Source organism: Bacillus sp. FSL K6-1284 (assembly GCF_038002625.1).
GTDB lineage: Bacteria > Bacillota > Bacilli > Bacillales > Bacillaceae > Bacillus > Bacillus paralicheniformis.
Genome location: NZ_JBBOCW010000001.1, coordinates 999701 through 1021988, shown reverse-complemented (window position 1 = coordinate 1021988; position 22288 = coordinate 999701). Strand labels below are relative to the sequence as shown.

Genomic DNA, 22288 nt, shown 5'->3' with positions numbered 1-22288 from the left:
ACCCTTTGTTTAGAAGAAGATCAGGCATCCATCCCGCTGTATTGGTTTTAGGATCAGCTGCATTGACCGCGGCTTTTTCTCCCGAAATCCGCAAAAGATTGACAGGCATGTTCGCGAAGGGCATGGGAGGTCGACAGCAAGGTAACGGCCGAAACCAGATGATGATGAATCCGGCTGACATGATCAAACAGGCTTTCAATTCCGGAGGACAGTCACAGGAACATCGCCAGTCAGGCCATACGGCAAACGACCAGCATCAATCAAGCCATATGACTGCCCCGGTTAATGTCATGAACGATCAGACTGCAAACCAGACGATGTTCGATAACGACCAAAACTATTCATAAAAAACGGCCCGCACGAGCAATCAAGCTGTGCGGGCCGTTCTTCTTTTACACTTCTGCTTCAATGATATTAGTACGGTCTTGGTACGTGTCTTTTTCAAGTTCATTTGTTGCTTTGCTTGTGACAAGTCCTGACGTCATGCTGCCGCTGACATTAAGAGCCGTACGCCCCATGTCGATGAGCGGCTCAACCGAAATCAGCAGTCCAGCAAGCGCTACGGGCATATTTAACGCCGAAAGGACGAGAAGCGCTGCAAATGTCGCACCTCCGCCGACGCCTGCCACTCCGAAAGAGCTGATCGCAACAACAGCGATAACCGTGAACAAAAATGACGGCTCAAGCGGATTTTGTCCGACCGTCGGCGCAATCATGATCGCGAGCATTGCAGGGTAAATTCCGGCACATCCGTTTTGTCCGATGGACAGTCCGAAGGAACCGGCAAAGTTTGCAATGCCTTCGGGAACACCGAGGCTGCGCTGCGTTTTAATGTTCAGCGGCAAAGCGCCTGCGCTTGATCTAGATGTAAACGCGAATACAAGGACCGGAAACGCCTTTTTCAAATATGTGACAGGATTTAAACCGCTGAATGTAATGAGCAGCAGGTGAATGATGAACATGACGATCAGCGCCACATATGAAGCGATGACAAATTTGCCGAGCTTGGCAATGCTGTCGAGATCGCTCGTTGCAATCGTTTTTGTCATGATCGCCAATACACCGTAAGGCGTCAGCCTCAGAATCAACGTCACTACACGCATAATGATCGCATACACGGCATCAACCATCTTTTTGAAAAGCTCAGCTTGTTCAGGCTGTTTTCGATTGACCCCGAGATACGCGATTCCAAGGAAAGCCGCAAAAATAACAACGGCGATCGTTGATGTCGGTCTTGCTCCCGTAAAATCTAAAAACGGATTCCCCGGAAGAAGCTCGACAATTTGCTGTGGAAGTGTTTTGGCTTCCATGTCCTGCGATTTCTGTTCGAGTTCCGCCCCTCTCATTGACTCTGCCTGGCCTTGATCCACATGGACAGCCTGCAGGTCGAAAGCAAGTGCGGACGCGATTCCCACCGCAGCAGCGACAGCTGTCGTCGCGATCAAGAGGCCGATGATCAATCCGCTGATTTTTCCGATATTGTGCGTCAGTTTAAGCTTTGTAAAAGCACCCAAAATCGAGATGAATACAAGCGGCATAACGATCATCTGCAAAAGCTTCACATAGCCGCCGCCTGCAATATTAAACCAATCAGATGTCTGCGTAATCGTTTCTGAAGACGAACCATATATAAAATGCAAAGCGAATCCAAAAACAATGCCGATTCCCAGAGCGGTAAATACCCGCTTAGAAAACGAAACATGTTTTTTTTGCATCATATAAAGGAGCGCCATCAGGCCGAGCATGACGATAATATTAATAACAACAAATAATGTCATGGTAACAAAAGCACCCCCAGAATTTTTTACATTTAAAAACTATAGTACAACAAACCTGATTGGTCAAGTAGGAATTATCGATGTATTTCAATATATGACCCGGGAATCAATTGCGCGACTGACATTTTATTCGCCGATGTCTTTCAGTGGAACAAAAGTCGGCAGCTGTGCACCGTCAAACTCTTTTTTGATCAATTCAGCGGTATCGTCTGATTGGTACAGCTCAACGATCTTTTTCAAATCTTCACGGTCCCGGTCTTCTGTTCTGGCCGCAATAATGTTGATGTACGGTGTCGCTGTTTCGTCTTCCAGTTTAATCGAATCTTTGACAGGATGGAAGCCGGCGTCAACCGCTATGCCGTTGTTGATAACAGATGCAGCGACGTCGGGAAGCACGCGCGGCGTTTGCTCTGCGGCCACCGTTGTGATTTTGAGTTTTTTAGGATTTTCTTTAATCGCATCAAGCGTTCCGTTTCCGTCAAATCCGTCCTTTAATTGAAGCAGGCCGGCGGACTCCAACAGGAGCAAGGCTCTGCCCATGTTCGTCGCTTCGCTCGGAACAGCGATTTCCGCGCCGTTTGGTATATCGTCAGGCGAATCATACTTCTCGGAATAAATGCCCATCGGAGCGATGATCGTTGTGCCGATCGGCGATAGTTCAAGATTGCGTTCCTTTTTGAATGCATTAAAGTAAGATATCGTCTGAAATGCATTGGCGTCAATGTCACCGCCCGCCAAAGCCTGGTTCGGCTGAACATAATCAGAATATTTGACGATTTCAAGCTTTAAGCCTTCTTTCTCGGCTTTTTTCTTCACAAAGTCCCAGATTCTTGTATCCGTTCCGCTGATGCCGATTTTAATGGTTTTCGCATCAGAGTCTGCCGCACACCCCGCGATCACTCCCGCAAGCAGCAGTAAAATGATAACAAATGTGAACTTTTTCATCATAGCTGTCTCCCTCTCTGTTTATCTTCTTCTCAATTTTTTGGACAGAACGTTTCCGGATGTCTGCAATCCCTGCACAACGATGACGAGAATTGCAACCGTGATGATCATCGTCAGCGTGTCAAACCTTTGGTAGCCGTATGTGATCGCCAAATCCCCAAGACCGCCGGCGCCTATCGCACCAGCCATCGCCGACGCTCCGACCAATCCGACCGTTGCCACCGTAAAACTCAGCACAAGCGAACCGAGCGCTTCCGGAATCAGAAACCGGAAGATGATCTGCCGCGGAGTCGCTCCCATTGCTTCAGCGGCTTCAATGACTCCCGGATCGACTTCAAGCAGAGAGTTCTCGACGAGCCTTGCGATGTAAGGCCCCGCATAAAAAGTCAGGGGAACAATCGCTGCCGATGTGCCGATGGACGTCCCCACAATCAGCCTTGTCACCGGAATTAAAGCAACCATCAAGATGATAAACGGAACGGAACGGAAAATGTTAATGATCATATTGACAACCGTAAAAACTGCCGGATTTTCAAGCAGATGCCCCTTCCTTGTGACAACCAGCAAAATGCCGAGCGGAATGCCGATCACGCTTGAAAATAAAAGCGAGAAAACCGTCATTTGAATCGTCTGAACCAGTGCGTCAATGATTTGGTCATATGTAACAAGCATGCTTATACCTCCCTGATGCGAATGTTTTCTCTGCGGATATATTCGAGCGCCCGCCCGATTTCACCGTCTTCCCCCTGCAGTTCAACCGTCATACTGCCAAACGGAATTCCCTGAAGCTCTGTAATCGTTCCGTGCAGAATGTTGACTTCTACGTCAAACCGCTTTGCCACTTGCGAAAGAAATGGCTTCCCGGAAGATTCGCCGACAAATTGAAGCTGGTAGAGATGCTTCACATTTAATTTTTGAATCGATTCAGGTATCTCGTGGTCGATGGCTGATTTGACAAAGCTTTTGGCCGTTTCGGTTTCCGGCGCGGAAAACACGTCAAACACGCTGCCTGATTCAATGATCCTTCCTTTTTCAATGACCGCGACTTTGTCGCAGATTTCTTTTGCCACATTCATTTCATGAGTGATCAACAAAATCGTGATGTTATATTGTTCGTTGACGCGCTTCAGCAGCTTCAAAATATCGCCGGTCGTCTGCGGGTCAAGCGCGGATGTCGCTTCATCACAGAGCAGAACCTCCGGATTTGTCGCCAGCGCCCGGGCAATGCCGACGCGCTGCTTTTGGCCGCCCGACAGCTGATCCGGATAATCGCGGGCTTTATCCTCAAGTCCGACAAAATGGAGCAGTTCCGTCACTTTTTGCTTGATTTCGGCTTTCGGTGTTTTGACAAGCGCGAGCGGCTCAGCGACATTAGCGAAAATCGTCTTTGAATTTAACAGGTTAAAATGCTGAAATACCATGCCGATCTTCCTTTTAACAGCTCGAATCTCAGCTTTCGACAGAGACATCAAGTCTCTTCCGCCGACGAATACCTTTCCGGCCGTCGGTTTTTCAAGGAAGTTCACACAGCGGATCAGCGTGCTTTTCCCTGCGCCGCTGAATCCGATGACGCCGTATATTTCCCCTTTATCTACATGAAGGTCGATTCCATTGAGCGCATGAACCTTCTGTCCGCCGCTTTCATAGACCTTTTCAACGCCTTCAAATGTAATCATGATGATCTTCCTCCTCTTTTTGGCTAACAAAAAAGGCTTCCTCTTAAAAAATAAGAAGAAGCCTTAGACGACACGAAGTAAATAGAGTGGTCCGCTCTCTTCTTATCTTCCAAGCCCGTACGGCTTGTTGGATGTGGCACAGTATTCTGCTGTATGCAGAACCCGCTGCCGAGGCTTCATAGGGCCAATTCCCTCCGCCTCTCTGAATAAGAAGTGTTGATGCATGAAGTTTTACCTAACTTTACAGCTTCTTTGAAATGTTGTCAATCAGAATTGTGAAAATTTCAAAAACCCGCTTTTTAATGCTTTATTTTTCGCCCTGATTATTAAATTTCACTTTTTTTAAAAAAATTGTGTTTAGCAGTTGTAATTTCGCTTAAACACTGGTAAAGTAAAGGTAATTATTTTTGTTCGAACTATCTTTAAGAAGAAAGTTTTGTAAGAGTTTTCGTCTTGGAAGTTTGTTTTAGAGCAAGAATAGTGAATTTAAGCGTTATCGCTTTAGGAGGAAATTTCATGCTAGAAGGTAAAGTAAAATGGTTTAACTCTGAAAAAGGTTTCGGATTCATCGAAGTTGAAGGACAAGACGATGTATTCGTTCATTTCTCTGCTATTCAAGGCGAAGGCTTCAAAACTTTGGAAGAAGGCCAATCTGTATCTTTCGAAATCGTTGAAGGAAACCGCGGACCACAAGCTGCTAACGTAACAAAAGCGTAAGCTGTGAACCGCTGATCTTCATACAGGACTGCTGACCGAATGTCAGCAGTCTTTTTATATTTAAAAAAAGCCTGACGCCCGGAAAACCGGCGTCAGGCTTTTTTTGCGAAAACCGCTTATGAAGCGATGTCTCTTTTTGTGAATGCACCAAAGGCGAGCACATGAAAAACGATAAAATAGACAGCCAGCACCACAATCGAGAATCCCAGCGTCATGTCTGAAACAAGCGGAGATCCGTCAAAGTATTGAGTGAGATCAGTGTTGGCAAATAAGATGTATTTCACCCAATCAAATTTCGTTGCGAGCAAGTTTGTCACCGTTCCGCCCATTGCCAAAAGGAAAATTGAAATACCTACGGCAAGCGAGCTGTTTCTGAAAACAGCTGAAATCATAAAGGCCATTGTCGCCATCATCAAAAGCGATATTGAATTCAGCAAATAGCTGCCGGCCAAGTGCAGCAGCAGGCTTTTTTCTTCAACGGTTCCATCGGCGTACGCCAAGTGAACCTGGCTGCCGTCGCCTGCCCCGAATAAAGCAAGGCCTGTGATACCCGCGCTTGCGAACAGAATGAAAAGCAAAGCCAATGCAAAAAGCAGAACTGTAAAATATTTTGCCAGCAAAATTTTAAAGCGGCTGATCGGCCTGATGACAAGCAGCTTCACCGTTCCCCAGTTGAATTCATTCGCAACGATTCCCGCAGCCACCGTGATCACAAACAGACCGAGGAGAGGAATGGTGCCGCTCGCGTCGCTGATGAACGACAGGGCCGAATAGTCCCCGTCTTCCGGCAAATCGTGCTTGATTCGATACTCATTAATGGCGGTCGACCGTTCATAGCTTTTTTCAAGTGCCGGATTATTGACCCCTTTAAGTTGTTCTTTCATATCTTTATTTTCCTGCATCAATTCTTTTTTCCAGTCCGGGTTTTGGTCTGTCTCTCCGATCATCTTTGTGAGAACGCCCAGCCCGATGGCAGATAACAGCAAAATCGCAATCATGACATATGTGCCTTTTCGATTAAAAATTTTGATCCATTCATTTACGATGAGATTAAACATGCTGAGCTTCCTCCTTCTCTGCGGTGATTTCCAGGAACCGGTCTTCCAGCGATTTGTTCACAGCCTTCACTTCATATAGGCGGACACCGTTGTCTGACAAGTGTTTGATCAAATCAGGCACTTCATCCTTTTGAAGGCTGAGCTCTATCCCGCCTTCCGCTTCGTCAACCTTCATCTTTTTGAAGGCAGCCGCTTCCCGCATCAGAGCCTGATTGTCATCCGCTTGAATATAATAGCGCTTCTTTTCATCCCGAGCGGGTCCGTGCACATGCTGAATATCCCGGAGCTTTCCGTTCTGGATAATGGCGATCCTGTCGCACATCAGCTCCATTTCTGAAAGCAGGTGGCTTGAAACGATGACCGCCATACCTCTTTCTCTCGTCAGCTTTCTTAAATGATCGCGAATTTCCCGGATACCGGCCGGATCAAGCCCGTTCGTCGGCTCATCGAGAATCAAGAGCTTCGGATCGTGCAAAAGGCTTTGGGCCAGGCCAAGCCTTTGTCTCATTCCTAAAGAATACGTTTTGACCTTATCGTTGATCCTGTTTTTCAATCCGACAAGCTCGACGATTTCGTCAATTTTCTGTTTCGTCACGCCTTTCGTCATGCGCGCGTATTGCTGAAGGTTTTGATAGCCCGTTAAAAATTTATACAGTTCCGGATTTTCAACGATCGCTCCGATATGCCGCGCGGCCTTTTCAAAATTTTCTTTTACGCTGACGCCGCACACGGCGATTTCACCGGCGGTGATGTTCATATGCCCGACAATCATCCGGATCGTCGTCGTTTTTCCGGCGCCGTTCGGACCTAGGAAGCCGAATATTTCGCCTGCCCGCACGTCAAAGCTCAAGCCGTCGATAATCTTTTTCCCCCTGATCGTTTTTGATACATTTTTTAATTCCAAAAGTGTTTCCACTGTTTCTCCTCCAGCCTTTTCAATTTTTTTCTTCAATAAACCGTTTCAGCCATTCCAAAAGCGACATTCCGGATTCCTCGCGCAGCTGTTCGACATCCTTTTTTTCTTCAATTCGGCCATTTAAGACGACGACGACCTCATCCAAAATTTGTTCAATTTCATGAATCTCATGGGTGGCGATGACGATTGTCTGCTTATCAAGCTCCAAATATGTAAGAAGGCTTTTGACGATCGATTCTCTCACCATCGGATCAAGACCGGAAAACGGCTCATCAAGCAGCACGACTGCTGCATCGCGCGCCAATGTGAGCGCGAGCTTCAGCCTGCCCCGGTTGCCTTTGGAAAGCTTGCCGATTTTTTTATCCCCGTTGATTTTCATGTCCTTTAACAGGTCCCACGCTTTATTTATACGGAAATCGGAAAACTGGGTTTCATAAAAGTGAATCATATCCTTGACCCGAAATGGATCGTAGAACATATCGAGCTCTGTTAAATAGGCGATGTTCTTCGTCTCCTTTCTGGCTGCCGGCCGCCCTCCGATCAGCACCGAGCCCGAATCCGGAAACGAGAGCCCTGTGATCAGCTTCAAGATCGTAGATTTGCCGCTGCCGTTCGGTCCTGTCAACCCGTAAATTTTCCCGGGAGAAAGTGACAGATCGGCCTCTTTGAGCGCATACTCTTTGCCAAACTTCTTCGTGACATTTTTCAGCTCAATCTTCATTTGGGATCTCCTTTCTGAAGAAAACGGTCAAGTTCCAACAACATGTCTTGTTTAGACAAGCCAAGCTCTTCCATGCTCTGGACAAATTGCCCGATAACTTCCGACCTCATCTCCCGCTTTAAATCATCGATGACTTCCGTATGTTCAACAACAAAGGTGCCCTGTCCCCTTCTGGTCTCCACCACGCCCATCCTTTCCATTTCATTGTAGGTTCTTTGAATCGTATTCGGATTTACCTGTGTCTGAACAGCCAGCTCACGGACCGAAGGCAATTTTTCTCCCGGTTTGATCTCTCCGCGGATCATTTTTTTAAAGAGCTGTTCGGCTATTTGCCTATAGATCGGCTTTGAAGCAGAAAATTCATTTGCCATTCTTTTACACCTCAACTCTTCTGTTCAGTAATTTGCAGGAGAGATAGAAGAGACAGACGCCTAAGACTGTGTAATACACCAGGAGAACACCCGGCAAATCAACTTGAGAAAATGTAACAGTCCATCCTGAATGTTCGTAATGAAGTTTGAATTCAGCCTTTAAAGAAATGCTCCACAATTTCTGCAATTCCTGGAATAAGCCGCTCTCGATGAACAGCGCCTCGATTAATCCGTAAGCACTGTAGATTAGCAAGGGAATGATCCAGCGGATTTTTTTGATAGCCGGATATTTTCTGAGCGCTTCATATACCGTCCACAGAAACATCACCCATGTGGAAAAACTGATGGAGCCTAAAAAGACAGCGATATTGACGAGAAGCAAATCTGACACGGAAAACAGACCGGCGCTGCTGGAGAGCAGAACGCTTCTGACAACCAGCCCGAAAATGAATAAAACAGCGTGGGAAATCAATTGGTATACGGCAGCTGAAGCAAGCTTTGACACCAGCAATAACGCACTGTTGTTCGGATTATATAACCAAAGCTGCGTCTTCCCTTCCAGACGGAGCTGAGCTAGGATCATTAAAGGACAAAACAGACTATGAAATAATAAAATGGTCACTAGCGCCCCAAAAAGAGCCATTGATTCGCCTGTATAATGAGCAAACCAAAAGCTTGCAATAATCGCACAAATCATGCACAGCATCCAAACCAAAAACCAAAACCTTGCCATGAGAAAATCTTTTTTAAATAAACCGCTGAAAGACCGCAAAACATATCCTCCTCTAGTCACTGTATCAGTGTACTACGTCAATAGTACACCGATACAGTGAAAATCGCAATCAAATATTACAAAAAAATGCAAAAAAAAAAAAGCAAACCCGCTGGTTCCCAGCGAATTTGCCTTTAATCCTGTTCCCGCTTTTTCATGGATTTTAATGCTTTTCGGTAATCCATATCGTCCATTTCCGTTTTCTCGGAATGGTTTTTTTCCTCTTTTGGATGTTGAAGTTTTTGCAGAATCGCCCGATAGGTTTGATCATTCATTTCGAACGGATCTTGCTGATCGGCTTCAACTTGCTCAGCGACTTCTTCTTCCTGAACATGAGGAATGCCAGCTTCAGCTGCCGCGTTATCCTCATGTTCGGGTTTATCCTGTGAAGACGCCGACCGCACATTAAATACCACCAGACCGATAATGACGAGGACAGCAGCGATGATGGTCAATATAATGGTCATGTCAAATCGCTCCTCACTGTCCTGCTGTAAAGCGGTCTGTCACTTGGGCGACGCGTCTGCCTAAAGCCCGGCCCAGCTCCAGGCCTTCTTCGCCGATCAGTTCGTCACTGTCGACAGGACACGTGATACCTGCACCGTAATAAGACCCGTATAAAGCATTTTCAGGTACATTTCCAGGCAAGCCGACGACCATCATGCCTTGATGAAGCATCGGTGTTATTAAGTTGAGCATTGTCGCCTCAAGACCGCCGTGAGTTGTCGCTGTTGTGCAGAAGACTGCGCCGATCTTATTGATCAGCTTCCCTTCCGCCCAAAGGTAGCCCAGCCTGTCGATCCAAGTTTTTAATCCGGAGCTGATTGTACCGAAATGACCTGGGCAGCCCCAGATGATAGCATCCATTTCTTCGAGCTTTCTAATATCCGCCTGGCTGACATGATCGATCAGCACGTCTGCAGCCTCATGTTCCCCTGCGCCTTCCGCAATGGCTTCAGCCAGCTTTTTCGTATGCTCGCCTTCACTGTCGTAAACAACATAAATTTTCATGTCAGAACCTCCTCATTTTAAGATTCTTTCGCTTCTTTAGGAGCCGGAAGCAATGTCAGCTCCTCCGCCTTGTTCTTCCTGCGCAGCTTGTCTTTTCTGACATCCCTCAAAAACAGGCTGAGAACGAGGCCGATGACACAGAACCCGGCCGCCCACATAAATGCGTCATTGATGCCCATGACATTCGAGTTGAGCTGAGCCTGTCCGGTCAAATATTTCACGACATATTGTTGTGCTTGTTCAAGAGATATATGCATCGATTGCGCTGTTGACTGAATGGTTGACTGCAGTGTGCTCATAAATGACGGATCAGCCGTATTTGTCTGATCGGCCATTGATGCATAGTGGAATGTCGTGCGATTTGTATAAATCGTCGTGATCAAGCTCGTTCCGATCGAACCGCTGATTTGGCGAAGCGTATTCGACATCGCCGTTCCGTGGCTGTTTAAATGCTGCGGAAGCTGGTTCATGCCGGCAGTCATGATCGGCATCATCAACATGGACATCCCAAACGCCCGAATCGCATAGATCAACACGATGTGCATATACGGTGTATCGATCGTAAGCGTCGTAAATTCGTAGGTCGTCACAACAGTGATCAATAATCCGACAATCGCTAGCGGCCTTGGGCCGACTTTATCAAATAAAATTCCTGAGATCGGCGACATCACAAGCATGACAAGTGCGCCCGGCAGCATCAAAAGCCCCGATTGAAGCGCTGTAAAACCGACCAGGTTTTGCAAGTAAATCGGAATCAGGAACATTCCTGCATACAAAGCAACTGTAATGATGGCGTTGATCACGCTTGACAGTGAAAACATATCGTATTTGAACACTCTGAAGTCAAGCATCGGCTCTTTCGATTTCAACTGCTGGATGATAAAAGCGGCAATGCCGATCACACCGATCACAACTGTAGAAAGTACGAGCGGATCATCCCAGCCGTCTGAGCCGGCTTCGCTCACACCATACAGCAACGCCGCAAATCCGACAATTGAAAGAATCGCGCCCGCTGTGTCCAATTTGATTTTTTTAGGTTCCGTCATATTTTTAAATAGGAAAAAACCGAAAATGATGACGATCAAACCAACCGGCACAAGGCCGTAAAACATGATCCGCCAGCTGTAGTTTTCAATGACCCAGCCGGATAGCGTCGGACCGACAGCAGGAGCAAACATCATCGCAAGCCCGAAGATTCCCATTCCTTTCCCGCGGCTTTCCGGAGGAAAGATAAAGAGAATCGTGGTCATGACCAAAGGCTGAAGTATGCCTCCGCCGACTGCCTGAATGAGGCGTCCGGTTAACATCGTCGAGAAGTTAGGCGCAATTCCGCATATCAGCGTTCCGACCGTAAACAGCAGCATCGCCGTTAAAAACAAGCTCCGTCCGCCGAACCGCATAATCAGGAAGGCTGATAAAGGAATCAAAACGCCGTTGACAAGCATATATCCGGTTGTCAGCCATTGAATCGTTGTGGCGCTCACATTGAACTCTGTCATGAGATGAGGCATCGCCACATTCAGTAGCGTTTGGTTTAAAATGGCCAGAAACAAGCCGCCCATTAAAATGATGAGCAGTGACATATTTCCTTTTTTCTGAGAAGCCACTTATGACATCCTCCTTTCGCTCGTTTTTATTTCCCCCGGTTATTTTGAAATTTTCACGGATGCGTTCATTCCCGGCAGCACTTTGTCAGACGGGTTTTTAATTGAAATTTTCACAGGTACTTTCTGCGTCACTTTCGTGTAGTTTCCGCTTGAATTGCTTTGAGAAAGCAAGTCAAATGTTGAGTTTGTCGCATAGCCGATTTCTTCGACATTTCCTTCAAATGTAGTGCCTGAATCACCGTCAACGACGATATCGACTTTGTCCCCTTTTTCGATGTCTTTCAGGTCGTTTTCTTCAATGTTAGCTGTAATGTACAGATGATCCATGTCAATGGTTTTCGCAAGCGTTTGACCGGCTTGTACGATCTGGCCTTCTTTCGCTTCGTTTTTGACAATCGTTCCGTCCATGATCGACTTCACGTCAACCGTTTGTTCCCCTTTGATTTTCGCTGCTTTTTCGTCTTTTGAAACTTTTGATCCTTCTTTCAAATCCCAATCTGAGAGCTTCCCTGATGCAGGCGCCGTAATGTCGGCCATCTCGCCTGTCACGTGTGCTTCGTCGGTTTTCACATAGCTGATGCTGTCATAATAGAAATACGCACCTCCTGCTAAGATGGCAAGCACGATGATGAGTCCGATAATGTTCGTCGCAATTAAACGTCCTTTGCTCATGTTTATTTCTCCTTTCATATCCTTATATTTTGGATGAAGCCGGTTTGATCGGCTTCCGCGGTTTTGCGTTTTCCTATTTCCTGCCCAGCAACTTGCGGGACGTGTACTGAAAAAGTTGTTCAAAACTGAGCAAGAAAGATCGGAAGCGGTAAATTTGTTTTTACCTCTGCACAACAAAATAAATAGTTAACAAGATTAAATATTAGTTAAAGTAATAAAGAATGTCAATAACCTTGCACTTAAAATTTTGATTTAAATATTTTCCAAACAAAAAACCTCCGCTGCCGGAGGTTTCAATCGCGTTTTTTCATGTATATTGATGCCGTTCTTCATTGCTGAAGAAGCTCTTCAGAGCCTGAAAAACATCGGCTTTCTGTTTCAGCACATAATACTTGAATTTTTCGTTTTTAATATTTTTGTAGGCTGACATTAACGTTGAATGTCTGTTGTACTGGTTGACTTCGCCATAGCAAAAGATATTCGCTTTCTCCATAATCTCTCCGACAAGCTTAACGCAACGCGCATTGTCGGATGTCAAATTATCGCCGTCCGAAAAATGAAACGGATAAATGTTATAGCGTGTCGGATGGTATTTGTCTTCAATCAGTTCGAGGGATTTGCGGTATACAGATGAACAAATCGTGCCCCCGCTTTCCCCTTTCGAAAAGAAATCTTCTTCTGATACCACTTTGGCTTCAGTGTGATGGGCGATAAACTCAATATCGACCGTTTCATACTTTGTCCGTAAAAAACGTGTCATCCAAAAGAAAAAGCTTCGCGCCATATATTTTTCCCAAACGCCCATCGATCCGCTCGTATCCATCATTGCGAGCACAACGGCTTTTGATTCCGGCTTTACGGAGTCATTCCACGTTTTAAATTTTAAGTCTTCGGGGTAGATCGGATAAAATGAAGGTTTTCCCGTCATTGCATTTCGCTTAAAAGCGCTGAGCATCGTTCTTTTCTTATCGATATTACCGGTCAAACCCGTTTTGCGGATATCGTTGAACTCAATATCTTCGACAACGATATCATCCCGTTCTTTTTGTTCTAAATTCGGCAGTTCCATTTCGCTGAAGAGCGCCTCTTCCAAATCGATTAACGAAACTTCAGCTTCATAATAATCTTCACCGGCCTGGTCGCCCGCTCCCTGGCCTTTGCCGGCGCCCCGTTTATCCGAACCGTCCCTTGCGACGATATCTCCTACCTCGCTGTCGCCGTCTCCTTGGCCGGCATGTTTATTTTTATCATAGTTATAGCGGATTTTATACTCATCTAACGATCGAATCGGAATTTTGACAACATCTTTGCCGTTGGACATAATAATGCTTTCTTCTGTAATCAGGTCAGGCAGATTGTTTTTGATCGCGTCCTGCACCTTTTTCTGGTGACGCTGTTGGTCATCATACCCTTTTCGGTGGAGGGACCAGTCTTCCTGAGAAATAATAAAATGGCCATTGTCTTTATGGGACATGAATTCCCCTCCTTATTGATAATCCCCTTAAATGGCTTCGGTTTATAGCCCTGCGGATGCAAGTCTAAAATGTTTATTGTTATCTTATGCAGGTGCAAATAACTTTTGACAAACAATTTTGAAAATGGGACAAAAGGACCCGCCCTTCTCCGGACGGGTCTTCAAGTTACCGGTTTAATAAGCTTCCTACATATTTTAAGAGTTCGTTTGCGCTAGTCGAGTTGTAGCCGTGCTCATCAATGAGACGGGCGACGACCTCGTTGATTTTCTTGAGCTGCTGTTCGTCCGGCGTTTTTGTCGATGTCGTGATTTTGACGACATCTTTCAAGTCTGCGAACAGCTTTTTCTGAATGGCTTCTCTGAGCCGCTCATGCGAATTATAGTCAAACCGTTTCCCTTTTCTTGCATAGGCAGAAATGCGAATGAGAATTTCTTCGCGGAATGCCTTTTTCGCATTTTCGGAAATGCCGATTTGTTCTTCTATTGACCTCATCAGCTTTTCATCCGGATTCATTTCTTCTCCCGTCAGCGGATCGCGAAGCTTAATTTTATTGCAGTACGCTTCGACATTATCAAGATAATTGTCCATCAGCGTTTTCGCAGATTCCTCATAAGAGTACACAAACGCTTTTTGGACTTCTTTCTTCGCCATTTCGTCGTATTCTTTTCTGGCGGCGGAAATAAAGTTCAAATAACGCTCGCGGTCTTCTGCCGAAATCGATGGATGCTGGCTAAGCCCTTCTTTTAAAGAACGGAGGACATCAAGCGCATTGATCGATTCCATGTTTTTGCGGATGATCGTCGACGAGATCCGGTTGATGACATAGCGCGGATCGATTCCGCTCATTCCTTCGTCAGTGTATTCTTTTTTCAAATCCTCGACATCGACAGAATTGTAGCCTTCAACACTCTCTCCGTCATACAGCCTCATTTTTTTGACAAGATCAATGTCTGACCGCTTCGGCTCTTTCAGCCTCGTCAAAATCGAAAACATCGCAGCCACTTTTAGCGTGTGCGGCGCAATATGAACATCAGACACATCGCTTTCAGCGACCATTTTTTCATAAATTCTTTCTTCTTCTGATACTTTTAAATTATATGGAATCGGCATGACGATAATCCGCGAATGGAGCGCTTCGTTTTTCTTATTGGATATAAATGAACGGTATTCGGTTTCATTCGTGTGGGCTACGATCAATTCATCCGCTGAGATGAGCGCGAACCGGCCCGCTTTGAAATTCCCTTCCTGTGTAAGCGATAAAAGATGCCAGAGGAATTTTTCATCGCATTTCAGCATCTCTTGAAATTCCATCATTCCTCTGTTCGCTTTGTTTAATTCTCCGTCGAACCGGTATGCGCGCGGATCGGATTCCGATCCGTATTCGGCAATCGTCGAAAAATCAATGCTTCCCGTCAGATCAGCGATATCCTGCGATTTAGGGTCCGACGGACTGAACGTACCGATCCCCGTCCGTTTATCCTCTGAAAAAAAGATTCTTTCAACCTTCACGTCTTCTATTCTTCCGCCGTATTCCTGTTCCAGCCTCATCATGTTCAACGGGGACAGGTTGCCTTGAATACGAATGCCGTATTCATTGTAAAAATCGTCCCGCAGATGCTGAGGAATTAGATGAAGCGGATCTTCGTGCATTGGACAGCCCTGAATGGCGTAGACAGCCCCTTCATCTGTAAGAGAGTATGCTTCAAGCCCCCTTTTCAGCATGGTGACCAAAGTCGACTTTCCCCCGCTAACAGGCCCCATCAAAAGCAGGATTCTTTTTCTGACATCAAGGCGCTTCGCGGCCGGATGAAAGTATTCTTCAACTAGGCGTTCCAAAGGCTCTTCAAGACCAAACAGCTCTTTGTCAAAGAAGCTGTATACTTTTTTCCCGTCTTTCTCTTCAATGCCGCTGTCTTTAATCATATTGTAAACGCGGGAATGAGCAGATTGCGCGACAGTCGGATTTTCCTTTACGATTTCTAAATATTCAGCGAAGGTTCCTTCCCATTTCAGACGCTGCTCTTCCTCTCTATACTGTTCAATCTTTTTTAATATATCCATAAGAACCTCCTATATGATGATAAATGCAAGGTGCCAAGTGAATCACTGTTACATTCAATCTATGCGGAGATGTCCCTTTAGATGCTTTTCATATAAAAAATGAAATGTACTTTCCTCGAATTGACAAGGATGGAGCAAACCATTCATAATAAGAGCAGAAAAGTTCCGTCCGCAAGTGCTCCTGCGGTACGGCTGATGGCATCGGTGCAGATGACAACAAGGGAATAAGGATGAGGAGGGATTTTAATGAGAACGTTGATCATGATGGGGGTCATCCTCGCGTTCCTCGTATCCATTTTTACTGCCGGATACGAAAGTAAACCCGGCAAATAAAATTCAAAGGAAAAAGGATGGCTCACTTTTGAAGCCATCCTTTTTTCGTAACATAACACTGTTTTATTCCTGTTGATCTTCATTTACTTCAGACTTAGGAGATACCCGGCAGCTGCTTTTGTATTCAACTTTCTCAATCTTGCATCCGGGCCCTATATGCACGCGGTTTCCCCTGACCATGCGGGCCTCCGTGTTTTCCAGGTAAATATCATCTCCTTCGATTGTCCCTGCTGAGAGAAAACCTCCGTTTCTATTAAACAAGAGCCCGCGTTTTTTGACAATCTTAATATGCGTGCCGCCGATATCGCCAATCGAACTGTTTCCGAACTTTAAGCCGATGTCAATCGCGCCGGCGTTCAGCAGACCCTTTACGTCCAAGCTGCCCGTCAGTGTAAAATCCTCTGCCTCACAATCGCCTCTTACGTTCAGTGCGCCTTTGACATCGCACGTTTCAGCCGCCATATTACCCCCGATATTGATAATGCCTTTTACGGCTGCATCGCTGATGTCGGCGTCCTCAGAAACATCCGCCGTCCCGTACACTCTGGCTTTGTCAGCTTTCAGCCTCCCCCGGATCTCTGTTTCCCCGTGTACACTAAAGCTTTTGATTGTCGCATCGCCTGACAATTCGCTTGTGCCGTGTGTACTGAATTTTTCACATTCAATGTTTCCTGTGATCGTTCCTTCACCTCTGATGAGAACATGATGGAATGACCCGCCTCCGGCATTTCCGGAGCCGTGTATTTTCAAGTCGTGTTTCTTCATGTCCTATCCCTCCGCTATATTTTCCTTTTCTCTCCGACTTTTGCCGTTTCCGCCACCCGGATATCTTCCTTATACTCAATCAGGCCGATGTCGCAATTTTCGCCGATGATAACCGAATTGCCCCGGACAACTTTCGCGGCCGTATTGGCGAGTTCAATTTGATCCCCTTCAATCAGCTCGGCAGACAGTCTCGGAGGAGAAATAAGCGGCGTTAAAAACGAGAACAGCTTCGATTGATGTGCAGTGCAGACGATCCGCCGGCACCCGATTTCTTTCACTTTACTTTCACCGCCGTGAACCTTAATCTCAATTTGTTCCGCGTTTAAAAGCCCGTCGATTGTAAAATAGCCTTCCGCAGTAAAATGTTCCACTTCGCAGTCTTTGCCGATTGACGTTTTTCCGCGAACGATTGCTTCGTCGCCTTTCACATGTCCGCTAATGCCGGCATAGCCTAAGACTTTAAGCTGTTCTGCTTCGACATCGCCATCCACCTTTGCAGAACCGTCGATTCTGACCTTGGAAGCTGCGATTGCGCCGTTTAGTTTGGCGTGGCCGCTGATTCTCAGCTCACCCGCTTTCACGTCTCCGTTTACAGTCCCGGTGCCGCTACAGCTGAACCTTTCGCAGTCAATATCGCCGTTAATCGTTCCTTTGCCGTTTAATTCAACCGTTTGATACGTGCCTCCGCCTGAACTGCCAAATCCGTTTATCAATAAATTCTCCATCTTTTGATCCTCCATTTACATGAATTTTGTTTTCAATTCTTCGCTGCTCGCTGCCAGATTGATGTCAGCGGCGACCTTGACTCCTTTTTCCAACACGATGCTGCCCTCGGTGATCAGACATGTTGCAATGCCGAGCTTCCGAAGCACAATCAGCCTCCCTTTGTTCTCCGCCTCATGTGACATGATGACATCCAGCACCATTTTTCCTTCATCCAGGCTGATGTCGCCGGATTGGAGCAGGCCTTCCAGCACATAAGCCGCAAGCGCTTCTGTCAGATGAAATGGATCATCGCGCTTTCCGGTGCATTCTTCAAAAAACGTCATGACCGCTTGTGAAACGATGCCTTTTTCAAGCAGTTCCCCGCGGCTCGCGCTAAGTTCGGACAGACCGGGTGTAAACATTTCCGCCATTTCATCAAGGGAAAGATTTTCTTTCATGCTTTGAATGGTTTCGATTCTTTTTAAAATGTCTTCCTTCGGAAAAAACGTTTCTTGTCCGGTGAACGTCGATTTCCGGATAAACCACTCTTCCGGTATTAAATTTTTCCGTTTCCATCTATAGAGCTGCCCGTATGAGATCGAAGTCAAATCCAGCAGCTCTTTTTTTGAAATTAAATCATCCTGAACCATCTGTTTCAGCTCCTTTACACACATTGTAACATAACACTGTTACATTAGAAAGTAAAAAAAAGAACCCTCTGTTAAAAAGGGCTCTTTTCCTGATAAAGCTTAAGTCAAATCTCTGTAATTCTGCTGGCGAAGCGCCTCGTACACGAGGATTGCTGCAGTATTTGATAAGTTCAGTGATCTGACATGCTCTGTCATCGGCAGGCGCAGACAGCGATCCATGTTTTGTTCGATCAGCTCTTTCGGCAAGCCGTTCGTCTCTCTTCCGAAGACAAAGAAGTGATCTTCGTTTTGATCTGAATAATCAAATGAAGTGTGCGGTTTTTGACCGAATTTTGTAATGAAGAAAAAACGGCCGTCAGGATGGGCATTAAACAATTCGTCCAATGAGTCGTGGTAGACGACATTGACGAATTCCCAATAATCAAGACCTGCCCGCTTGAGCATTTTATCGTCGGTTGAAAAACCGAGCGGTCTGATTAAATGAAGCGTTGTATCTGTTGCTGCACAAGTCCGTGCGATATTTCCTGTGTTTGCAGGAATTTCTGGTTGATATAGTACGACATGCAATGCCAAAAGTATTCACCTCTGTTTTTCTGATCCGCTGTTTATTATACCACTCATTACGATTTTGTCGTATCATCTGATATATGAAAAAACGCATATCGAATCGATGAAGTATAAGCAGGCGAATCCTCGTAAGACCAGTACCTCATCCGGCAGTCGTGCGTTTGCGCGTTCACCAGCGGCATATTGCTTTTATCCTTTGCCGTCACAAGAGCCACGTGGTCAAATCTTCCGTCTCCGTTAAAATCATAGCAGATGACATCGCCTTCGATCAGCTCTTTCGCGGCCCGCTTTTGAACCGCTCGGAGGCCGGCTTTTGACTGCTTCAAAAAGGTTCTGAGCGAATGAGCGACAGTCCAGCTGTAACTCCAGGAATGGTTTTGCATCCACCAGCCTTTTCCTCTGTTCGGATAGCCGCGCATCGGCGCATCTCCCGCCCTTATGCACTGGGAAATAAAGTTTGTGCAATTGTCTTCAAAGTTTTTGTAAGCGGGATTTCGTTTATTCCAATACGTTTCTGCATAGCGCACCGCGGCCAGCCGGTCATAGCGGAACGCCCTTCCCAGCAATTCGCGCATCTCATCATCGCCGCTTTCAGGGTCAGGATAAGACTGTGCGGCCGGACGCGGGGCCTTGGAGTCTTTGATGACCATCTGATCATACAAAATGGCGCTTCTGTCTTCAATATGTTCTTCCATATACATATCATCCCCGTCTTTGCACAAGTATGCGGTATGGGTTTGATAGTTCACATGCGACGCGCCGTCTTCATCAAGCCAGTGCTCTTTTACAGCTGCTTTCATATTGGCCTTCACGATCTGCACGCCGCGGTTTTGAAAAAGCCTCCGCTTCCGTTCAATGACTTCAAAACCCCCGGCATCCTGCCAGTTTGTTTCATCATTGCCGTTGATTAAGTAATGAAGTCTGGCTTTCAGGAGCTGCTCGATGATCTGTTTCAAGGGCTACACCACCATATGTTTGTTAATTCATTTCTCATCATTAAACATATGTCAGGACAGCCCTTAATTAGTCGCACTCGTTTCTTTTAAAAGGCCGATGCCTTTTTGGATTTCAACTTTTGCTTCTTCATCCTGCTCGTGCGCGAGCGCGCGCTCCAATTCACCCATCACATCCGCTCCGCCGATCTTTCCGACCGCCCATGCGGCGGTTCCCCTGATGACCGGCCGCGGATCTTTGTGCATCAGCTCAATCAGTTCAGGGAGAGCGTCCGTTTCTTTAAAATGGGCAAGTGCGATAATCGCATTTCTCTGAATCGGCTTTTTGCCTCTCCATGAGCCGGCCACGTGGCCGAACTTTTCTTTAAATTCGCGATTCGACATCGTCAGAAGCGGTTTTAAAAGCGGCTTGGCAATCTCAGGGTCCGGCTCCATTTCAGGATGCAGATGAAAATCGACCCCTTTATTTTTCGGGCATACCATCTGGCACGTATCACAGCCGTAGATCCTATTCCCGATTTTCGTACGGAACTCGTCGGGCAGAAAACCTTTTGTCTGCGTCTGAAAAGCGATGCAGCGCTGGGAGTTGAGCTGCCCGGGGTTGACGAGCGCACCGGTCGGGCATGCCTCGATACATTTGTTGCATGAGCCGCATTGATCTTCGATTCTCTCATCAGGCTCGAACGGAATATTCGTAATCATTTCCGCCAAGTAAACGTAAGACCCGAATTCAGGCGTAATGATCATGCAGTTCTTTCCGCTCCAGCCGATGCCCGCGCGCTCTGCGACAGCTCTGTCCGACAGCTCACCGGTGTCAACCATCGATTTCGTTCTGACATCGCTGCGCTGCGCTTTCAAAAATTCTTCCAACTGATCAAGCTTTTCCCGCAGAACATGATGATAATCCTTTCCCCAGGAAGCTCTGCAAAAGATGCCCCTCCGTTCGCCTTTCTTGCTTCTCGGCGCATCTTTCATTTTTGAAGGGTAAGCAAGGGCGATGGCGATGATCGATTTCGCCTTCGGCAAAAGCAGATCCGGGTTCGTCCGCTTTTCAAGATCGGGTTCTTCAAAGCCTGATTCATAGCCGAGGGTCCGGTTCTCAATCAATCGTTCTTTTAATGTTTCAAAAGTATCTGCACTGGCGAACCGGATTTTATCGATGCCGATTTCCTGTGCGAATTCGATAACATCCTGTTTCAGTTTTTTCACATCCATCGTGCAGAGCCTCCTTTCTTTGTTTTCGTTTTCGCTCTCTGTATAATAGAGTGTACCATGACACGGGAGATGAATTTAAATTGGAACTTCGTTTGCAAATCGCGCCTGCTATTTTAAACCGCATTCCTTCATTTAAGGTTGGCGCTGTGTTATATCAAGATATTGAGATCACCGGCTCCCCGCAAATGCTCAAAGGCCGGCTCCGCCTTTTTCAGGAATCGCTGTTTTTTGACTATGCCGATCGCAGTCCCGAAGATGAATCGGCCGTTAAAGAATGGCATGATGCCTTCCGTGAGCTGAACCCGTCTTATTCAGGACGGGAAAGCGGACTCGAACGGATGCTGAAAGATATCAAAGAACAACGCTTTGTTGAGCCGGAAAATTCAGCGATTGATTTGAGCCGTTTTTTCTCCCTCAAATATTTGATACCGGTTCATATATATGATGCCCGGAAATTAAACGGTCCGATCAAAATCGAACCCGGCAGTCCTGGCGAGATCATCACGTTCTCCGATGATGCTGGAGCATTCGGCACGATCACCGGAAACCTCAGCCTTCATCATGCAGGAACGGATACAAAAGATGCCTTGCAGCTCGTCTTTTTCAGGCCCTCATTATCTATAGAAGAATCCCGCCGCCTGCTCGAGTCTTTAACAAAAATGTTCGAACAAATTCACGGCGGCGAACATATCTCAACCGTCTTTCCTTAAAAACCTGTTCTTAAAGAGAGCAGGTTTTTTACGATGATTTCATACATGAAAAAACGCAATGCTTCGTTTAATCTGAGAAACGAAACACTGCGTTATAAACAGTATGTATGGAGCGGGTGATGGGAATCGAACCCACGACATCAGCTTGGAAGGCTGAGGTTTTACCACTAAACTACACCCGCATATGATCTCTAAAAACAACATCATCGTTTTGACTTTTATTATGTTACACGTTTATTAAAATTTCGTCAAGGGTATATTAAAAATTTGTCGAAAAAAAGCCGCCGATATGAACATCGGCAGCTTTTTTCCGGACATTGACAGATTACCAGCTGGATTTCTTCACACCTGGTACCTGGCCTTTATATGCTAACTCTCTGAACGCGATCCGCGACATTTTAAACTTTCTCATATATCCTCTCGGCCTTCCGGTCACTTCGCAGCGGTTATGCAGCCTTGATGGCGCCGAGTCGCGCGGAAGCTTGCTCAAAGCTCTGTAATCGCCTTTTTCTTTTAGTTCTTTTCTGAGTTCCGCATATTGTTCAACAAGCTTTTGGCGCTTTTTTTCTTTAGCAATTTTTGATTTCTTGGCCACTCTGAGTATCCTCCT

Annotated in this window: 25 protein-coding genes, 1 tRNA gene and 1 riboswitch; of the genes, 3 read left to right on the top strand and 23 right to left on the bottom strand. The window is 46.2% G+C overall.

Translation table 11 applies throughout. The annotated features are described in order from the left end of the window. Window positions 1-5: 5 nt before the first annotated feature. Window positions 6-347 (top strand): hypothetical protein, encoded by a 342-nt coding sequence (locus MHB72_RS05145; RefSeq protein WP_020450688.1) that lies wholly within the window; start codon window positions 6-8, stop codon window positions 345-347. Between the two features lie 45 nt (window positions 348-392). Here the strand turns inward: MHB72_RS05145 and MHB72_RS05140 are convergent, their stop codons facing one another. The 4 genes from MHB72_RS05140 to MHB72_RS05125 all read right to left on the bottom strand — a co-directional run bounded on the left by MHB72_RS05140 (window position 393) and on the right by MHB72_RS05125 (window position 4399). Next, window positions 393-1778: an L-cystine transporter gene (locus MHB72_RS05140; protein WP_020450687.1), complete on the bottom strand. Its 1386-nt coding sequence runs from the start codon at window positions 1776-1778 to the stop codon at window positions 393-395. Window positions 1779-1904: 126 nt separating this feature from the next. After that, window positions 1905-2723, bottom strand: coding sequence for a MetQ/NlpA family ABC transporter substrate-binding protein (locus MHB72_RS05135; protein ID WP_101560630.1), 819 nt, complete (start codon window positions 2721-2723; stop codon window positions 1905-1907). A 21-nt stretch (window positions 2724-2744) separates the two neighbouring features. Further along, the gene (locus MHB72_RS05130; RefSeq protein ID WP_020450685.1) at window positions 2745-3395 is read right to left on the bottom strand and encodes a methionine ABC transporter permease; all 651 of its coding nucleotides are present in this window, start codon (window positions 3393-3395) and stop codon (window positions 2745-2747) included. A 2-nt stretch (window positions 3396-3397) separates the two neighbouring features. Continuing rightward, window positions 3398-4399 carry a methionine ABC transporter ATP-binding protein gene (locus MHB72_RS05125; RefSeq protein ID WP_023856483.1) on the bottom strand — a complete coding sequence of 334 codons (1002 nt, stop codon included), beginning with the start codon at window positions 4397-4399 and terminating at the stop codon, window positions 3398-3400. Window positions 4400-4498: 99 nt separating this feature from the next. Then, a riboswitch (SAM riboswitch) is annotated at window positions 4499-4612 on the bottom strand. A gap of 303 nt (window positions 4613-4915) precedes the next feature. Between MHB72_RS05125 and cspB the strand changes: the two genes are divergently transcribed. Further along, window positions 4916-5116, top strand: a complete 201-nt coding sequence (cspB, locus tag MHB72_RS05120) for a cold shock-like protein CspB (protein ID WP_003155376.1) — start codon at window positions 4916-4918, stop codon at window positions 5114-5116. 116 nt (window positions 5117-5232) lie between these two features. On the opposite strand, the gene MHB72_RS05115 is transcribed toward cspB, so the two are convergent. The 17 genes from MHB72_RS05115 to queG form a co-directional block, all read right to left on the bottom strand. Next, window positions 5233-6174: an ABC transporter permease gene (locus tag MHB72_RS05115; RefSeq protein ID WP_216920889.1), complete on the bottom strand. Its 942-nt coding sequence runs from the start codon at window positions 6172-6174 to the stop codon at window positions 5233-5235. Beyond that, window positions 6167-7090 carry an ABC transporter ATP-binding protein gene (locus MHB72_RS05110; RefSeq protein ID WP_023856481.1) on the bottom strand — a complete coding sequence of 308 codons (924 nt, stop codon included), beginning with the start codon at window positions 7088-7090 and terminating at the stop codon, window positions 6167-6169. The genes MHB72_RS05115 and MHB72_RS05110 overlap by 8 nt, the downstream gene beginning before the upstream one ends. Window positions 7091-7109: 19 nt before the next feature. Next, window positions 7110-7811, bottom strand: a complete 702-nt coding sequence (locus tag MHB72_RS05105; RefSeq protein ID WP_216920887.1) for an ABC transporter ATP-binding protein — start codon at window positions 7809-7811, stop codon at window positions 7110-7112. Further along, complete coding sequence (locus MHB72_RS05100; protein WP_023856479.1) at window positions 7808-8182, bottom strand: GntR family transcriptional regulator; 375 nt, start codon at window positions 8180-8182, stop codon at window positions 7808-7810. Before MHB72_RS05100 ends, MHB72_RS05105 begins: the two co-directional genes overlap by 4 nt. Window positions 8183-8186: 4 nt before the next feature. After that, a complete protein-coding gene (locus MHB72_RS05095; RefSeq protein ID WP_051303785.1) occupies window positions 8187-8954 on the bottom strand; it encodes a hypothetical protein in 768 nt (255 codons plus the stop codon). 134 nt (window positions 8955-9088) lie between these two features. Continuing rightward, window positions 9089-9421, bottom strand: a complete 333-nt coding sequence (locus MHB72_RS05090; protein ID WP_039072544.1) for a hypothetical protein — start codon at window positions 9419-9421, stop codon at window positions 9089-9091. Between the two features lie 13 nt (window positions 9422-9434). Continuing rightward, window positions 9435-9965, bottom strand: a complete 531-nt coding sequence (locus tag MHB72_RS05085; RefSeq protein ID WP_020450678.1) for an NAD(P)H-dependent oxidoreductase — start codon at window positions 9963-9965, stop codon at window positions 9435-9437. A gap of 17 nt (window positions 9966-9982) precedes the next feature. After that, window positions 9983-11548, bottom strand: coding sequence for a DHA2 family efflux MFS transporter permease subunit (locus MHB72_RS05080; protein WP_217626294.1), 1566 nt, complete (start codon window positions 11546-11548; stop codon window positions 9983-9985). A 63-nt stretch (window positions 11549-11611) separates the two neighbouring features. After that, window positions 11612-12244 (bottom strand): HlyD family secretion protein, encoded by a 633-nt coding sequence (locus tag MHB72_RS05075; RefSeq protein WP_020450676.1) that lies wholly within the window; start codon window positions 12242-12244, stop codon window positions 11612-11614. 307 nt (window positions 12245-12551) lie between these two features. Then, window positions 12552-13718: a sporulation protein YhbH gene (gene yhbH / locus MHB72_RS05070; RefSeq protein WP_020450675.1), complete on the bottom strand. Its 1167-nt coding sequence runs from the start codon at window positions 13716-13718 to the stop codon at window positions 12552-12554. A gap of 166 nt (window positions 13719-13884) precedes the next feature. Beyond that, on the bottom strand, window positions 13885-15780 hold the full coding sequence (prkA, locus tag MHB72_RS05065; RefSeq protein ID WP_026580010.1) for a serine/threonine protein kinase PrkA: 1896 nt from the start codon (window positions 15778-15780) through the stop codon (window positions 13885-13887). Between the two features lie 396 nt (window positions 15781-16176). After that, window positions 16177-16878: a hypothetical protein gene (locus MHB72_RS05060; RefSeq protein WP_020450673.1), complete on the bottom strand. Its 702-nt coding sequence runs from the start codon at window positions 16876-16878 to the stop codon at window positions 16177-16179. A gap of 14 nt (window positions 16879-16892) precedes the next feature. Further along, window positions 16893-17603 carry a polymer-forming cytoskeletal protein gene (locus MHB72_RS05055; protein ID WP_043054248.1) on the bottom strand — a complete coding sequence of 237 codons (711 nt, stop codon included), beginning with the start codon at window positions 17601-17603 and terminating at the stop codon, window positions 16893-16895. Window positions 17604-17618: 15 nt separating this feature from the next. Then, on the bottom strand, window positions 17619-18233 hold the full coding sequence (locus tag MHB72_RS05050; RefSeq protein WP_023856473.1) for a YhbD family protein: 615 nt from the start codon (window positions 18231-18233) through the stop codon (window positions 17619-17621). Between the two features lie 99 nt (window positions 18234-18332). Then, a complete protein-coding gene (gene trmL / locus MHB72_RS05045) occupies window positions 18333-18806 on the bottom strand; it encodes a tRNA (uridine(34)/cytosine(34)/5-carboxymethylaminomethyluridine(34)-2'-O)-methyltransferase TrmL (protein WP_020450670.1) in 474 nt (157 codons plus the stop codon). Window positions 18807-18853: 47 nt separating this feature from the next. Further along, on the bottom strand, window positions 18854-19756 hold the full coding sequence (locus MHB72_RS05040) for an amidase domain-containing protein (protein WP_023856472.1): 903 nt from the start codon (window positions 19754-19756) through the stop codon (window positions 18854-18856). 63 nt (window positions 19757-19819) lie between these two features. After that, complete coding sequence (gene queG / locus MHB72_RS05035) at window positions 19820-20968, bottom strand: tRNA epoxyqueuosine(34) reductase QueG (protein ID WP_026580012.1); 1149 nt, start codon at window positions 20966-20968, stop codon at window positions 19820-19822. A gap of 80 nt (window positions 20969-21048) precedes the next feature. Between queG and MHB72_RS05030 the strand changes: the two genes are divergently transcribed. Next, window positions 21049-21678, top strand: a complete 630-nt coding sequence (locus tag MHB72_RS05030; protein ID WP_023856471.1) for a hypothetical protein — start codon at window positions 21049-21051, stop codon at window positions 21676-21678. A gap of 108 nt (window positions 21679-21786) precedes the next feature. Here MHB72_RS05030 and MHB72_RS05025 read toward each other — a convergent pair. Then, a tRNA-Gly gene (locus tag MHB72_RS05025) sits at window positions 21787-21860 on the bottom strand. 143 nt (window positions 21861-22003) lie between these two features. Continuing rightward, window positions 22004-22273, bottom strand: coding sequence for a 30S ribosomal protein S14 (gene rpsN / locus MHB72_RS05020; protein ID WP_023856470.1), 270 nt, complete (start codon window positions 22271-22273; stop codon window positions 22004-22006). Window positions 22274-22288: the final 15 nt, after the last annotated feature.